Source organism: Oligoflexus tunisiensis, from assembly GCF_001748245.1.
In the GTDB taxonomy this organism is placed as follows: domain Bacteria; phylum Bdellovibrionota_B; class Oligoflexia; order Oligoflexales; family Oligoflexaceae; genus Oligoflexus; species Oligoflexus tunisiensis.
In genome coordinates this window covers 6,803,744-6,819,637 of the sequence record NZ_BDFO01000001.1, presented here as the reverse complement: position 1 = coordinate 6,819,637, position 15,894 = coordinate 6,803,744, and the positions used below count along the sequence as shown (strand labels likewise).

At 55.4% G+C, this 15,894-nt stretch carries 13 protein-coding genes; 9 read left to right on the top strand and 4 right to left on the bottom strand.

Annotated elements, in window-relative coordinates; genetic code table 11:
• Positions 1-39: 39 nt before the first annotated feature.
• Positions 40-2,394 (top strand): hypothetical protein, encoded by a 2,355-nt coding sequence (locus OLTU_RS28325; RefSeq protein ID WP_141736091.1) that lies wholly within the window; start codon positions 40-42, stop codon positions 2,392-2,394.
• A 102-nt stretch (positions 2,395-2,496) separates the two neighbouring features.
• Complete coding sequence (locus tag OLTU_RS28320) at positions 2,497-3,189, top strand: LOG family protein (protein WP_176737048.1); 693 nt, start codon at positions 2,497-2,499, stop codon at positions 3,187-3,189.
• 4 nt (positions 3,190-3,193) lie between these two features.
• On the opposite strand, the gene OLTU_RS28315 is transcribed toward OLTU_RS28320, so the two are convergent.
• Entirely contained in the window at positions 3,194-3,901 is a 708-nt protein-coding gene (locus OLTU_RS28315; RefSeq protein ID WP_218110335.1) for a hypothetical protein, read from the bottom strand.
• A gap of 154 nt (positions 3,902-4,055) precedes the next feature.
• On the opposite strand from OLTU_RS28315, the gene OLTU_RS28310 reads away from it, so the two are divergent.
• Both OLTU_RS28310 and OLTU_RS28305 read left to right on the top strand, forming a co-directional pair.
• Entirely contained in the window at positions 4,056-5,498 is a 1,443-nt protein-coding gene (locus OLTU_RS28310; RefSeq protein ID WP_141736088.1) for a TldD/PmbA family protein, read from the top strand.
• The gene (locus tag OLTU_RS28305) at positions 5,495-6,820 is read left to right on the top strand and encodes a TldD/PmbA family protein (RefSeq protein ID WP_141736087.1); all 1,326 of its coding nucleotides are present in this window, start codon (positions 5,495-5,497) and stop codon (positions 6,818-6,820) included. The genes OLTU_RS28310 and OLTU_RS28305 overlap by 4 nt, the downstream gene beginning before the upstream one ends.
• Here OLTU_RS28305 and OLTU_RS28300 read toward each other — a convergent pair.
• The gene (locus tag OLTU_RS28300; RefSeq protein WP_141736086.1) at positions 6,817-7,443 is read right to left on the bottom strand and encodes a carbonic anhydrase; all 627 of its coding nucleotides are present in this window, start codon (positions 7,441-7,443) and stop codon (positions 6,817-6,819) included. The two genes, OLTU_RS28305 and OLTU_RS28300, sit on opposite strands and share 4 nt — an antisense overlap.
• Positions 7,444-7,686: 243 nt before the next feature.
• Here OLTU_RS28300 and OLTU_RS28295 point away from each other — a divergent pair, with 243 nt between their 5' ends.
• From OLTU_RS28295 to OLTU_RS28280, 4 genes are read left to right on the top strand one after another with little or no spacing between them, the layout of a single operon-like run.
• On the top strand, positions 7,687-9,360 hold the full coding sequence (locus OLTU_RS28295) for a Hint domain-containing protein (RefSeq protein ID WP_141736085.1): 1,674 nt from the start codon (positions 7,687-7,689) through the stop codon (positions 9,358-9,360).
• On the top strand, positions 9,357-10,295 hold the full coding sequence (locus tag OLTU_RS28290) for a hypothetical protein (RefSeq protein WP_141736084.1): 939 nt from the start codon (positions 9,357-9,359) through the stop codon (positions 10,293-10,295). Before OLTU_RS28295 ends, OLTU_RS28290 begins: the two co-directional genes overlap by 4 nt.
• Positions 10,286-11,008 (top strand): hypothetical protein, encoded by a 723-nt coding sequence (locus tag OLTU_RS28285; RefSeq protein ID WP_141736083.1) that lies wholly within the window; start codon positions 10,286-10,288, stop codon positions 11,006-11,008. Before OLTU_RS28290 ends, OLTU_RS28285 begins: the two co-directional genes overlap by 10 nt.
• A 3-nt stretch (positions 11,009-11,011) precedes the next feature.
• Positions 11,012-11,728 (top strand): PulJ/GspJ family protein, encoded by a 717-nt coding sequence (locus tag OLTU_RS28280; protein ID WP_141736082.1) that lies wholly within the window; start codon positions 11,012-11,014, stop codon positions 11,726-11,728.
• Between the two features lie 57 nt (positions 11,729-11,785).
• Here OLTU_RS28280 and OLTU_RS28275 read toward each other — a convergent pair whose 3' ends face one another.
• Positions 11,786-12,982 carry a M23 family metallopeptidase gene (locus OLTU_RS28275; protein ID WP_218110334.1) on the bottom strand — a complete coding sequence of 399 codons (1,197 nt, stop codon included), beginning with the start codon at positions 12,980-12,982 and terminating at the stop codon, positions 11,786-11,788.
• A gap of 214 nt (positions 12,983-13,196) precedes the next feature.
• Entirely contained in the window at positions 13,197-14,072 is an 876-nt protein-coding gene (locus tag OLTU_RS28270) for a hypothetical protein (protein WP_141736080.1), read from the bottom strand.
• A 59-nt stretch (positions 14,073-14,131) separates the two neighbouring features.
• Here OLTU_RS28270 and OLTU_RS28265 point away from each other — a divergent pair, with 59 nt between their 5' ends.
• Positions 14,132-15,874 (top strand): single-stranded-DNA-specific exonuclease RecJ, encoded by a 1,743-nt coding sequence (locus OLTU_RS28265; protein ID WP_141736079.1) that lies wholly within the window; start codon positions 14,132-14,134, stop codon positions 15,872-15,874.
• The last annotated feature ends 20 nt before the right edge of the window (positions 15,875-15,894 follow it).

The following is a 15,894-nucleotide window of genomic DNA, read 5'->3' as shown; positions in this document are numbered from 1 at the left end:
GCCTTTCAGCCTCCGGAATTCATGCAGAGGTTGCGCTGAGTGCAGGACTTTCGAGAACTTTTTATCGCCGTGTGCGTTGGTCTTGTGATTTTGGCTGGGCTGTGGATTCGCCGTTACGGCTGGCAGCGGGGTCTTCTGGCCTTTGTTTTGCGGGTGGGCTGGGTCGCACCCATTCTGCTCGCCGTCTTTCCCCGGATGGACAAGGAGCTGATTTCCAGTTCGGTGAGCCTCAAGACCATTCATATACTACGCGATGATTCCGCGAGCATGAATGATCCGGTTTCCCGGCTGCGGACCACAAACCTTTTAAGCCGTCTGGATGAATCCTGTCGGCAGATGGCCTGCCGTCTGCAGGAGACGAAGCTCTCGGAAATTTCCGATGAGGTGGGGGAGGGCTTTACGCCACTGTCTCTCGGCATTCGCAGCTGGCTGCCGCTCACGGGTGTCGATCCCTGGATCGTTCTCTCCGATGGTGGGGATTCGCAGCCCAACCAGCCGTGGCCCCAGCAGCTCAAGGACATGGGACGCCGTGAAGGTTTGCAGCGGGGTCTGATCCTGGCGAGCCCGCATGCCGAGCAGGATAACATCTGGCTCGATATGGTGGGTGGACCGGATTTTGGTTTCGATCAGAAGAACATTGAACTCGAAACCACTGTGTATAGGCGTGGAAAAAGTCTGGATCAGGAGCTGACGGTTCAACTCCAGGCCTCGGTGCTGGCCCGCAATCTGGCTTCGCTCAATGTCACCTTCCGCCCCGGGGAATCGCAGCTGACGGTCACCATTCCTCTGCCGCCTCTGCCGCGCGGGACGCATCTGATCAAGGTGCAGGCGCTGCCGGTTGGCAATGAATCCACGATCTGGGACAACACCCTTTATAAAAGTCTGGAGATCCTGCCGAATACGATCGGCATCCTGCATCTTCTCGGCTCACCGAGCTGGGATGGGCGCTTTGTCCGGCGTTATCTGAAGTCCGAACCCAAGTATGACATGATCAGTTTTTTCATCCTGCGTGATCCCACCGATGTGCAGCTGACCAATGAACGTGAACTGAGTCTGATTCCGTTTCCGGTGGACCGTCTCTTCAATGAGGAACTGCCGAACTTCCGCGCCGTGGTCATTCAAAACTTTTCGCTCTATCAATTTCTGGAACCCGCTTATCAAAAAAATCTGGTGGACTTCGTGATGAATGGCGGAGGCCTGCTCTTTATCGGGGGACCTCGCGCTCTGCATGAACTCGATCTCAGCTCTTCGCCATTGGCCACGCTGCTGCCCTTTAAAACGCCAGGCGTGGCACCGCGCAACGACAATGTCAGCGACTGGTTGAACCCACCGGCCGTGCCTTATGATCCCGATCTGCGCTTCACCATCAAGGCCGCCGAACCTGATCGCGAAAAACGCACGCTGGCCACGGTTTTTGAAGACTGGATCAAACTTGATCTGAATCTGTCACCCGAGGATTCCTTCAAAGGCCTGCATCGACTCGATCAGGTGCAGCTTCAGGAGGAGGGCGTGACGCCTCTTTTGATGGCGGAAACTGCGGATGGTCGGGAGAGTCTTCTGGCGGCAGCCTCCTATCCAGGCAAAGGACGCGCGATCTGGCTCTTTTCCGATTCCCTTTGGCAGCTCGCGATGAATCCTGGCCCCAAGGGATCGCGTGAAACCTATCACAGTTTTCTGCGCTCGGCGATGACCTGGCTCCTGCGTGAGGAGATGCAAAGACCCCTTTGGCTGCAGGACCTCAGTCTGCAAACGCAGGGTTCCTATACGCCCTGGTCCGTGCGGGTGCGGGGTCCGGCCGCACGCTTTATCAATGAAGGCAGCGACTGGCAGTTTCGAGTCTGCGGTCAGGTCGTGCCCTCGAAGGATGTTCTGCGACAGATGGTGAGCGGGGATCAGTGGGTGCTGAGCGGTTCCCTGCCGACCCGTTTGGCCAGTGGTCTAGCCTGTGAACTCAATATTGAAGGGGCCCATCCGGCCTTCGGTCAGGTCAAAGCCTCGATCTATGGTGTGGTGCCCGAGGTCTTCGCCGATCGGGAAATGGAAGGTTCCTTCAATCGCTTGAGTCAGCTGCAGACCCTGACCGGCGCGGCTCTGGTTGAACTGGAAAGCGAGCAGGAAACGGTGCAAATCCAGGATTGGCTGTCCAAGGTTACCGGCGATCTCACGGCCATCAAACGCACCGAGCAGAAGGTGATTCCGGACTACTACTGGGTCTTTTCCACAGGCTGGGCCCTGCTTCTTTTGCTCTGTCTGCCCTTGGAGGTTATCGTGCGGCGTTGGGATGCGCTGTTTGGGACCCGCGGTTTGCATCTGAGCCACGAGCTGCCTAAAAAATCAGGTGAAGACGCGCCGCCTGAAGTCCTCGATGGGCAGCGGATTGTTCGTCCTAGTTGACGTACCGAGTTCTGGAGCTAACGCCAGAATCCTCTATCCTTCCGCGTTTCCAGTTTGCTAACCTGGACACTGATGGATTGCATGGCCTTGAGGAGTTCCTGCATGGCGGTAGAACCAAAACGCGTTCGTAAGTTTCTCAGTAAAAAAATACAGCAACTCAATGAAATCGTCGCTGATCTCGATAGCCTCGTCACAGAAATCGGCAGTGACTTTTATCGCGTGAGCATTTTCGGATCGGCCCGGATCAAGCCGGACACCGACGAGTACAAGCAGGTCTATGCACTGGCGAAAAAGCTTTCGCAGCAGGGTGTTGATATCGTGACCGGCGGTGGACCAGGCCTGATGGAAGCGGCCAATGTGGGAGCAAAAGAGGGCAGCAATCAGAGCCGCTCCTATGGTTTGCATATCGAATTGCCCTTTGAAACCGATGCGAATTCCCATCTCGATGTGAAGTACCATCATCGCCGCTTTTCATCGCGCCTGGATGAATTCATGCGGATCAGCCACGCCGTCGTGGTGACCCCTGGCGGCATCGGAACTCTGTTGGAATTGTTTTACACCTGGCAGCTGATGCAGGTCGGTCATATCGCGCCGAGGCCCTTCATTCTGCTCGGTGGCATGTGGGAAGGTCTTCTGGATTGGATGGAAAAATATCCGCTGGACCGCAAACTGATGGACCGCAAGGATTTTGACCAGATCGTTCTCGTGCGGTCGGTGGATGACGTGGTGACGGCTTTGATGCCGAGCATTCAGGAGTTTTACAGGAAGAAGGCCGAGGCGGAAACGCAAGCCTGAGCCTTTACTCCTCCACCTCCCGCGGCTCCTCCAGCCCTTCCACGCTGAGGGCTTCCCAGTAAGGCAAAACGGTAGCGGGGGTGCCGCTGACTTCCAGAATCTGGCGGCTGACCTGCAGGACCTGGAGCAGTTTCAGTTGACCGGCTTCCTTCTGCTGCTGCAGCGCGGCGACGGCTTTTTTCAAAGGTGGCGTGAGTTGCGGCAGGGCCTCGTCCATCCACTGGGGTGGCTTGCCGGCCTTGACCAGAACCGCGACCAGCTGTCCGGTCTGTTCCATTCCCTGTTCCAAAGCGGCCTGAAGCTCGGGATTCAGCTCGGGTTTGGCAATCGCCCGCAGACTCTCCTGCCACATCCGGGTGTTCTCCACGAGGCTTTTTTCCAAGGAACCTTTGAGGGCAATATTCAGCGCAAAGGGAGGTGTGACATTCAGACACTTGATATGTTCGGTCGAATGAACACAATTTCCGACCTCATCAAAAACACCGCGAAAAGCATAGCAGCGTTCGATATCGGTGCCCCCTTCATCGCAGCTGATGCAGAAGGTGTCCTTGACCCGCACTTCAAGACGGCAGCGCGGCGGCAGACCCGGCCGGGTTCTCTGAAATGAGGCTATGGTTTTCGCCGACGGATCCCGGGCCTCACGCCCGCCAAGGTTCAGCGGAGGATGTATGACGCGCGCGACTTCACCCTGCGGCCCGCAGCCGGTCTGCATAAGGGCGAGACCAAGAAAAATAGCGCTGATGCTTCGCAAGGCATGCATAGGAAAAGCCTTTAAGGCGGTGACTCCTTAATTATGACTCATTTACGGGACCCCTGCAAATTGCTATGGGTCAGGAAGGTCCCTTGATGAATGGAAGGATAAGTTCATGCAGGTTTCTGATGCTCTGGCGGTCCTGCGTCCCCTGGCGACAGACGTCGATTTCTATGAACTGCGCTGGATGCGAAGGTCGCATGAACAGCTGGCCGTTCGCCAGGATGTGGTGGAACCGCCGCGACTCGTCGAGGATGCGGGTTTCATGTTGACCGTCTATCAGGGCGGAGCGGCTGGATATGCCGCCACCGCTGATACGTCACGCGCCGGGGTGGAACAGGCCTTTCAAACGGCGAAACGCCGGGCCGAACTGAGCCGCGGCTGGTCGGTGACCCATTATGCGGCGGATCCTCTGCAAAAACAGATCGGACGTTATCAATCGCCCATTCGCCAATCCTGGGATGAGGTCCCCCTCGGTGATCGCATTGATCTTCTGCGGGAACTTTGCCGCGATCTCAAACGCAATGATGCGCGTTTTGTTGATCATCAGGCGCAGCTGCATTTCAGGCGCTGGCACATGCGCCTTGTGAATTCCGTGGGTACGGATATCGAACAGACCTTTGATATGATCAATCCTCTTTTGGGTGTGACTGTTCATGACAAGGGTGTTACGGAAATGCGCAGTCTGAATGGTCACGCCGCCTGTCGGCAGGGTGGCTTTGAGGTGCTTGATCATATCGGTTATCGCGCGGCGGCCCGGCAAATTCATGAGGAGGCTCTTGAGCTTCTTTATGCAGAAAACTGTCCGACCGGTGTGATGGACCTGCTTTTGGCGCCTGATCAGATGATCCTGCAGATTCATGAATCGATCGGTCATCCGCTGGAAATCGATCGCATTCTGGGGGATGAACGCAACTATGCCGGCACCAGTTTCGTGCGGCCGGAAATGTTCGGGACCTACCAGTATGGTTCCGAGCATTTGAATGTGACCTTTGATCCGACCCGCGATCATGAATTCGCCTCCTATCATTTCGATGACACAGGCACCCGAGCCGAGAAGACCTTTTTGATCAAAAACGGTTTGCTCGTCGCGGGTCTGGGCGGACAGCTCTCCCAGCAAAGATCCGGGCTTCCCGGTGTGGCCAATGCCCGCTCCGTTTCCTGGAACCGGCCGGCCATCGACCGCATGGCGAATCTCAATATTGAGCCAGGTCCTCACTCCATGGACGCCATGGTGCATGCTGTCGAACGCGGTATCTTCATGCAAACCAACTGCTCGTGGTCGATCGATGATTCCCGCAACAAGTTTCAGTTCGGTTGTGAATATGCGCGTCTCATAGAAAACGGCAGGCTCGGGCGGGTCGTGCGGAAGCCCAACTATCGGGGAATTTCGGCCAACTTTTGGCGTAATTTGACGATGGTTGGAAACGAGGGGACGAGCGATATTTTGGGAACGGCCTATTGCGGAAAAGGTGAGCCAAATCAGGCAATTACGGTTGGTCATGCCTCGCCGGCCTGCCTTTTTTCAGCGGTGGAAGTTTTTGGGGGCGAGGGATGAAAAAGGCCTATTTTTACGAACTGATGGACAAGGCGGAGCGCAGTCTGCATCGGGACGAGGACTTGATCCTGGCTTTTCAGGGCGAGGATTCCGAATTCTGTCGCTTCAATCAGGGCAAGGTTCGACAGATCGGCAAGGTGCACCATGATCGGCTTCTCGTGCGCTTGATTCACGATCAAAGGCATGCCCTTTGTGAGCTGACACTGACCGGGCAGATGACCGAGGACGCGTCGCGCGTTGCCTCCACGCTGGGTTCCTTGCGCGGGATGATTCCGCATCTGCCGGCGGATCCCTATCTTCTGCAGAACCGTGAACCAAGGTCGAGTGAGCGATTGGAAAAAAATCGTCTGCCTTCCATTGAGCAATGGACGGACGCGGTGCGGCGTGAAACTCGTGGTCTGGATTTTGTCGGCATTCAGGCTGCCGGTGGCATCTATCGGGGCTTTGCCAATAGCCTGGGTCAACGGAACTGGTATGAAAACTACAATTTCAATCTCGACTGGAGCGTCTACCACGAAGCGGATAAGGCGGTGAAAGCCAACTACGCAGGACTCGAATGGGATGACCGGACGCTGCAGAGTAAAATGCAAGGCTGCCGCGAGCAGCTCGAATATCTGAAAAAACCAGCGGTGACGATCAAGCCCGGAGCTTATCGTGTGTATTTAACACCGATGGCTCTGGCGGAAGTCATGAGCCTTTTGGAGTGGCGCGCATTCGGCGTCAAAGCTCAGCGGACCAAGGCTTCTCCGCTGCGGCGTCTGGTGGAGGGTGAGCAGCAGCTGGCTCCGGCCATCCACCTTTCCGAGGATGTCGCCGGTGGTGTGGCGCCGGATTTTGATGACTTTGGTTTTACCAAACCGCGTTCGGTTCCGTTGATCACAGGCGGCAAACATCAGGGCGCTCTGGTTTCGGCGCGCAGCAGTCGTGAATATCAGCTCGAGCCCACCGGGGCGCATGAAGGGGAGTCACCGGAGTCCCTTTATCTGCAGCCGGGAACCCTTAACTCGCAATCCATTCTGAAGCAGTTGGGCGACGGCCTTTATATCAGCAATCTTTGGTATATGAATTTCTCGGATCCCGAAGCCTGTCGCATGACCGGCATGACCCGCTTTGCCACTTTCCGAGTGCAGAATGGAAGCATCCAGGGTCCGGTGAATGTGATGCGCTTTGATGAATCGCTCTACCGCATGCTCGGCGAAAACCTTCTTGGACTCACCGATCAGAGTGAATTGCTGCTCAGCAGCAGCACCTATGACAGCCGCTCGACGCATAGTCTGCGGCTGCCGGGTGCCTTGATCGATCGCTTCGCCTTTACGCTTTAGTCTTCGAGAAAGTTGACAACACCGCTGGACAGATCCAAAACTGCGCCAAGGATCTGCAGGCGGCCGAGGTTCACCATCTCTTCGATGATGCGGCTGGAATGCGAGAGCTGGCCCACCGACGCGCGGACATTGGCCTCCACCGCGCGCCTGACCTTTTCCTCATCGCTGATATTCTGGATACGGGCGATGGCATGGATATGGGGTTTGATGCGACTGACAATATCATTCAGCCCTTCACTGGACAGGGCTTCCTTGGTCTGAATATGGCGCAGAGTGGTGGTGACAGCCCCGCACTGGGTATGGCCCATCACCATCACCACGGGTGTTCCAAAGGTGATCGCGGCAAACTCCACACTGCCGACCAGTGAGGGAGCCACGATATTGCCGGCCACACGGATCACAAAAACGTCCCCAAGATCCTGATCAAAAATCATCTCCACCGGAGCCCGCGAGTCCGAGCAGCACAGCACCACAGCCTTGGGCGACTGACCGACCCTGGCATACTCCTTCAACTTCATTAAAGAGGCGCGGGAGGAATGGATCGACATTCCGGCCAGAAACCTTTGATTGCCAGCCTTGAAGTCTTCGATGATCTGCGCCTGTTGCTGTTTGATGTCCTGCATGATGGGGCTCCCTCTAAGGTTTTCTTAGGCTCTAACGAAGTTCCACGGAAGTTGCCACCCGAAATTGCCAGGCCCAACGTTCGGACGTACCCCGAATTCTTTCAAGGAGGGTCGGGCCGAAAATTAATTGACGGTAACATTTGGAATATATTTATAAAATATGGGTTATGAGATTCTTGCCAGGCTTTCGTGCCGATCAATAAAAAGATCAATCACACGAGTCCAACCTGGAGAAGCTGACTTATGGTAAAGCTCTTCGATAGTGAACAGGGCAATATAGCAGCACCGCTCATGGTACTCGTGGGTGGCGTTTCGCTATTCCTGGCCCAGGGCGAGATGAACAATGTGAAAAATCGAGTGTCGCAGGTCCGCGAAGAAAGCCGCAATAATTATATGGGGCAGCAGAACGTTTCCGCTCTGCAGCAGGCCGCGCGGCTTCTCGTTGGCGATGTTCCTCAGCTGGCTGCACCGGTACGCCTGGACCCCTATATTCCTGCGAATTTCATCTGTGAGCAAGGGCGTCAGCTGACGGCGGCCAACGGCCTCAACTGGCAGTCCACGGGGCAGTCCATCACCGTGCAGACGCTGACTCAGGATCGCCTGCAAAATAGTGGTGATGCCATATTCAATCAGCTGAGTCAGGGCAATGCGCCGGCGGTGACGACAAATGCCACCACGCAGCTCAAGGTTCTGGGCTGGAAGTGCAACAACTACCTCGTGGAAGGGGTTTATGTCGAGGCGGAGAGCACGAGCCCCGGGACAGGCTCAACGAGCAACAAGAAATCGAAAACCAAGGCTCTCTTGGCCATGGCGCCTCCGCCTCCGTCCACCTGTTTATTTTATGCCAAGGATGCTGCGGGAAATGTCTATCCCAACAACAAGAAGCCGACCACCAATCTTGAGTTGCCCGTTCCCACCACGGCTGCCGAGGTTTATTTGGAGTGCAACAACGTCGTCACGGATGCCGAAGTCTTGAATAACGGTACAACACTTGGCGCAACAAATTCCTATCCTCTCACGGCGGCCAATCGCATCGATGACGCTCAAAAGCTGTTGCTGGGTCCTTTACCCCTGGTCCCAGGAAACAATATCCTTGAGGCTCTGGTATCACAGGTCGATGGTACCAAGATCAGCCTCGGCATGACACTGACCCTGGACTTTCCCGCCCCGGCTCCTGATCCGATTGCGACCAGCCCGGTGGAAGACCCGATCAGCAGCAAGAAGAAAAAAGATTGTTCCTCCAAATGCCTCTATCTGCCTGGGGAAATCTATCCGAACCTCTGTGATGACCGCCTCGTGCACAAGGATTACTATAATAGCGTCAGCCCCAAGCATTTCGTCTGTTATCAGTGCGGTGTGTACATAGGATTCGATCCGGAAAATGACTGTCAAAACGTGGGACCCGTGGGGACGCGTGGACCCGAGGGTTGCTTTGCGAAAGATACCCAGATACGACTCCCTGATGGTCGTGACGTTTCCATCCAGAGCCTTAAAGCCGGTGACAAGGTTTGGAATCCTCTCTTGAAGCGTGCAGTCAGCGTCGCGAAAGTTGTGCGAGGTCCGGAAAACAAACCTCTCTATCAGATCGTGCAGGGCGATCGCACGGTGCGTGTGACGCAAACGCATCCGTTTGTGACGCCACTCGGCCTCATTCCCGCCTCGCAGCTGCGAGTAGGTGACCTGATCCAATCCGAGGATGGTCGCTGGGCTGCGGTGGATGCTGTGGTGAAAGAGACCCAAAAGTATGATGATGATGTCTTTAACCTGGAATTGGCGGCTGATGCTTACACGGAAGCTGCGCATATGGTGGTCGCCAATGGTATAATGTCAGGAGATCTTTTTCTTCAGAAGCGCGTGCAGAGCCGTCCTCTGCTGGAAGCTTTCAGACTTGCAAACATGGATGAATTTGAGCCGTGAAATCATCGCGCCCCAAAAAGCCAGTGTCCCGGACGCCCGGAAAAGGGCGTGCCGCGGGCAAACGTTCTTCAAAGCTTCCCCTCGCCCTTGGTATCGTTCTCTTCGCAGGGCTGGTGGTCTGGAGTTTCAAGCGTCCGCCCACCGAGGTTCCGGCCACCACCTTGAGCGCCAAGGCAGGCGAACCAAAAATTATTGAAAATCAGAAGCAGCTCACGAAGATGCAGAAGGCGGGACATCAGCGTGCCATGCAGCTTGTGGTCGAACGCGCGGCTGGATTGGAACCTGTGCCCTTGCGCAAGGAAAAGGGGCGCCCGCCCGCCCTCAAAGTGGATGTGAAATCCTTTACGCGTGGCTGCATACCGGGTGACCTTGATATCATCCGGCAGGATATGGAATTCCGTGCCAGCTCAAATCCGCAACTGGTCCTCAGCCTGGAACCGTTGGATGCGCGCAGCGAGATCAAACCGATTCAAAAGAATGTCAGCCTTACGGAACTGAGCCAGGGCTTTTCCACGCAATTTGTCCTGGAGCCGATGGAGGAGCGCAACCTGATGGGCCTTTTCCTTTGCAGCGCCCGAAAAGGCGAGGGCTGTGCTGGCCAGGAACGACCTTCGATGAGCGAGCTGGGAGCGTTGCAAAACGAAATTCGTTTTGGGCGGCGCCCGGCAGGCGACTATCAACCCGGGAATAAGACATACTTTTTCCTTTTCCTGGTTGCTTATCCCGACCGCCTTTTGATTCATGATCCGCAGCAGTCCCTGGAGTCGAGTCAAAAGCGGCTTGAGGTCGCCATGGCCAAAGGCGGTCAGCCGGTTTCCCCACTTCTGATGACCGATGTGATGAATCGTCTGCGCGCCGCAGGTTCGCTGCCTGCCATTGTGCAATCCGAATCGGTCCGCATTCAATTGCCGTATAAGGAGGCTCGATGTCCCTGAATCTGCGGTCATCTTCAGGCTCGGAGGCCGGCTTTTCCTTGATTCAGGTGCTGGTCTCCCTCGCTTTGCTCAGCCTTTGCGTGGGTCTCTTTTTTCAGGCCCGCAGCACCAGCTTCAAGGCGCGTAAAAGCGCGGACAGCGCGGCCACGATCACGGATGTTAATGACGCCTTTGTATCCGAACTTTCCGCCATCATCCGGGACGTGGACGCGAGCACCCCCGGTTGTCTCGATTACGTCGGGCAGATCACCGATCGCCGCCTGGCCAAATCATCTGACGCCTCCACGATCACTCACAGCACCAATGTCGTGCAGCCGCAGTTCATCGCGGCTGGCCTCGACAGCAAATCCCGTGATTCGCTTCAGTCCCAGTTCGGCCAGGAACCGCTCCGCTCCGCCATCAAACGTTGCATGAGTCCACGTCAGCCGGCGAATGCCAGCCAGCCGAATGCCAATATTTTTTATCTGTGCATGAATATGAAACAGGATGATGCGGCCCCGGCAGGTTCCTTTTTGAATGCGCCCTTTGCGTTTGCCGAAGTAGGCTGGCAGCTCGTGAACCTGCAGACCGGAGCGAACATGTCCTGTACGGATTTCGCCAGCGCGGACAAGTCCGCGGGTGCCAGGGTCTACTATTCCATTTACTGGGCTGTGCCCATGAGCGGAACGGTGACCATTAAAAAACACATCAATACCTTTACAATGGGAAAATGAAACATGAGGTCTACATCGGACACTCAGGGTTTTTCGCTGGTTGAGGTCTTGATCGCAACGGCCATCATAGGAATTCTGCTGGTCATCGGCGCCCGCTTCTTTCGCCAGGCGGATGATGGCCGAGCGGTCGGCAAAGCCCGTGAAAATGCTCGGACGGTGAACGATCAGCTGCAGAAACTGATTGAACGGGATCTCCGCTTTCGTGATGTGTTAGTTCCCGTGGTCGTGTCCGCCGATCAAAAAGTTCTCACTCTGACCCGACGCCAGGCTTTGGATATGAGTGACCTGACTTCAGCCGATGAAACCTATACAATTCGCTTTGCCACCGTTTGCCGACCCGTTCCTGCCGAACTTTCCGGCTATGCCGATCTCAGTGCGCAGCTTACAGGACCGGGTTTCACCAACGCAGGCGACTGTCTGAAGGCGGTGAAGTGTGCGGCCGGAGAGTTGCCGCGAGTCGAAATTACTGTACCGACCACGGGACGGATTCCACCTTATCCGCAAAAGGTCTTTCCTTCCCCCGCCCTGATCAGCAAATCCTTCCGCAATCATGCGGTCGCCTCCGCTGCCTGTTTTGTGGAGGCCGATGACCAGATTCGCATTACCGTCGACAGCGTGTATCCGATCAGCAAGGATCTGTATGCCCCGCTCAGTCAGGACAAATCATTTTCGTTGAATTCAGCGGATTTTAAGATGCTGCCGCAGGAACATCAGCTGTAAAAGGCGAGGAGGAGAGGAACGAGCAAGCCTGCAGGAGCAGGCTTGCGGGCGAAGCGTTTAGCGCAGAACGGTGTGCGTGTCATCCGTCGGATGCTTATCCCCTGACGGCGTATCCTGTTGAGCCAGCTGCCAGTCGGGAAGCGTGCGCAGCGCGTTTTGCACGAGCTGATTGAATTTGGGCAGCTGATTTTTGGCAACCGGGTCCGCCGATGGGAAGCGCAGGCCCAGTGGATCCATATAACGACCGTTTTCATAGAAGGCGAAGTGGAGATGCGGTCCGGTGGCGAGACCGGTGGAACCAACATAACCGATCACCTGACCCTGCTCCACGTTCGAACCTTTGCGCAGACCGGTGGCAAAACCCTTCAGATGCAGATACGCGGTCGAATAGGTGCCGTTGTGCCGAATCTTGATCATGTTGCCCGATCCACCTTTGCGGCCGATCGACTCGATGGTGCCGCTGCCCACAGCCATCACGGGAGTTCCCGAAGGAGCACCATAGTCCACTCCATTATGCGGACGATGCACGTGCAGGACGGGATGAAAGCGGCTGCGCGAAAAACCCGAGGTGATGCGTCCAAACTTGATCGGACTTTTGATGAACATGCGCTTCAGGCTTTGACCGTTCGGGAAATAATACGAGGCTTTTTCGCCTTGCGCAGGAAAGCGGATACCCGTATAGACCTGACCATTGTTTTCATATTCAGCGACCAGGATATTGCCCCAGCCGATGGTTTTGTCATCGACCAGCTTTTGTTCCACCGTCAGGCGCCAGCGATCGCCGCGTCGCACTTCGCGGTTGAAGTCGATCTGCCAGGCAAAAACTTCGGCCAGACTGGTGATGAGCGTGGGATCCATGCCTACGAATTCAGCAGATTCCCAAAGGCTATTGCTGACGAAGCCGTGAAAGGTTTTTTGGACGACGGTAATCGGATGTTCGATCCTGGAAGCCGTCCACTCAAGCCCGGGGCCATTTCGTTCTATTACCAGGCTTGAGTCGGCGGCGTGTCTCAAGGCCAATTTCAATGGTGTATTGCGCTCCGGCCCGTCCCAGGTGAGTTCGAAGGCGGTTTCCGAGGCGACGTCCTGCAAAGGCAAAATGGGCTTCGCGGCTTTCACGAGCTCCAGGATGGTTTGCGGATTAAGACCCTCGCTTTTCAGCGTTTGATATATGCTGGAGCCTTTTTCGACCTGATGCCGGGTCACGAAAACAGCCGGAGCTTCGACCTTGCTGGTTTTTACAGCTGGGCTCACAGGTTGTGGCTGAATGCTGTCACGATTTTGAGACGGGTTACATGCGGGCTGAAGGCATAGAATTGCAGCCACTGCGCAGCTGCGCAATTTGAACATGCCAGTTCCCTCCTTTGAGTTGAAATTCCATTATAACCCAACAGGTTCTGAAGTCGACAAGGGAACCAGCAAATTCCAGCTGTGTCAACCCAGAAAAGCCGGGAGCACTTTGATCGATCTATCTCCATTCCTTGGGCTGCTTGAGCCGCGCGATAGGAGCTGAGGTGAGCGTTGCAGATGGCACATAGTAACCATCTGATGTACGTGACCATTCACCTTCTTCATTAACCAACGGATGGTCGCCCTGTTCAAGGTTTCGCAGGGCCGTTCCATTCGGATTGTCGTAAAGTTTCGATCCACCGGGCGTTACATAACGCACAACGCCACCGGTCGCAGCGCCACCACCGCCAGGCGCCGTCGGATTTTCTGCAACAGGGGCCAGTACGCTGTCTGGATCTGACTCCGCCAGCCCATTATCTGTTGCGCCCATATTAACATTTGGTGACTCCAGAATATCTTCACTGGCGCCATTGATCAATGCACCATCGCCTTGATCCCCCTCATTCAACCCAAAATTATTGTTGCCGAGGCCATTATTGCCATTCTGGCCAAGATTGTTGTTCCCGAACATGTTGCCCTGATTGTTGCCGAACAGATTGCCCTGATTCTCGCCGGTGTTCATAAAGTTGGCATCGTCGCCATTGAGAAAGTTATCCTCGGCCACATTATTGAAGCCCTCATTGTTCATGTCGTTCATGCCCTGGTTGAAGTTCGGGTTGTTGCCCTGGTTGTTCCCCATGTTGTTGCCCATGTTGTCGCCCATCATATCTTCATTGCTGAAGTTGCCCTCGTTCTCCATCATCATGTTTTCATTCATCATGGCGTTGTCCTCGGCGAACTCCTCCTCTTCAACGTTGGCGGCTTCATTTTCTTCACCGGGTTGAACGGGGTCTTCGGTGGGATCAATTCCACCTCCAAAGCAACCTACGAGCAGAAAAGAGATGAGCAATGACGAGAGCATGAGAATCGGTCTGCGAATGGTTTGCACCTTCATGACGTCCTGTCCTTTAAGCCTGAAAGTCAGTCACCTCACGTCCTGCGAGGCAATGAATAATGATCTTTCGCAAAACATCTCGGCCGTCGCCCGGCAAAACTTTAGCCGTGGAAGGCAGAATCTGCCCCTGGTATGATCCGGTACCGGAGGGCACACGAGTGGGTCAAAAATTTCAGAAGTGGTCAGCCCATCAAACGGAGCGTCCGCGCAATCTGGCCGATATTTCCCGAATGATTCGACAAAATCGCCAATTTTCGGCGATCGACCAACTCCAGTACGGAGATTATGGTCTTTTGGATGCCGTCGCTGTGATTAGCGAGTCCATTCGCCAGGGTAAGCGCATTGCCCTTTATGCTGACTATGATGTCGATGGCACCATGAGTTGTGTCAGCTGGATTTGGTTTTTTGAGGCCATCGGCTTTACGAACTTCACGTGGTACATCCCCTGCCGCTTTGAGGAGGGCTACGGCCTCAACCTGCAGGCCGTCCAGCATTTGATCGATGATGAGAAAGCCGATCTGATCATCACGATGGATACCGGCATCACGGCCAACCGCGAGGCCGCCTACTGTAAAGAGCGCGGGGTCATCTTTGTCTGCACCGATCATCATAAGATTCAACCGGAAAAGATGCCGGATTGCATTATTCTCAATCCGAAGATGCATCCGAGTCCCGAATATCAGGAACTGTGCGGGGCGGGGATCACCTTTGTCCTTTTGCGCAAGATAGCTCAACAGTTTGCTGTGTCCGCCCAGGCCTGGAACGATATTCTCGCTTTGGTCGGCATGGCCACGATCTGTGATGTGGTGCCGCTGAACGGGGTGAACCATAAACTGGCGAACATGGGCGTGCGCTCTCTCCTGAAGAGCGAGCGCAAGGTGCTGAAGCGTCTGAAGGAAGCCTGCGCCTTGAATAAAGGCCTGGATGAAAAGGATGTGGGCTTTCGCATCGGTCCACGAATCAACGCCGTCGGACGCTTGCATCATGCCCGTGAAGTGATTCATGCCTTTATTCATAATGAGCCGGAGGCCCTGGTCAGCTTCATGGATACCTGCAATGAAGAACGCAAGCTGATCCAGAACCGCATTGTGCGCGAAGCGCAGGTTCTGGCCAGGCAGCATGCGGACGAGCCGGTGCTGTTTCTGGGTTCTGAAGGCTGGCACACCGGAGTGGTGGGCATCGCGGCCAGCAAGATCGCGGAAACCTTCTGGCGCCCGACCTGGCTCTTTGAGCGGCAGGAGGAAGTCTGCAAGGGTTCGGCACGTTCCATCCCGGGTTTTGATGTGACCGATGCCATGGCCGCCGCCGGGCATCTTTTCGAAAAATTCGGCGGCCACCGCGCGGCTGGTGGTTTTACCTTCAAACGCGAGAATGAAGAGGCGATTCGCACCGCTCTTATTCGATATGCGCAGCAGATCAAGGTCATCGAGCCCGATATCTGGACCAGCAAGGTCCATTTTGATTGCGAGGTGCCCGGGCACCTTCTGCATCTGGACCTTGCCTATGAACTCGAACACATGAAACCCTTTGGTCATGGATTCGAGGAGCCGCTCTTTTGCATGGAAGGCGAAGTCAAAAACGTGCGCTTTCTCCAGGATCGCGCCACCGGCGAGCCCAAGCATACCTCTGTGATGGTGATTCCGGACGGTGGAGCCATGCAGAAGATCATGTTCTTTCATGATGTGATCGAAGATTTGGAATTTGCCAAACGCGCCCGCTTTCTTGTCCATGCGGGCAAGAACACCTTCCGCGGCCAGACTTCACTCTCGCTGATGGGAAAGGACTGGGAACCAATTCCGTGACAGTTTAAAATGGGGAGGCC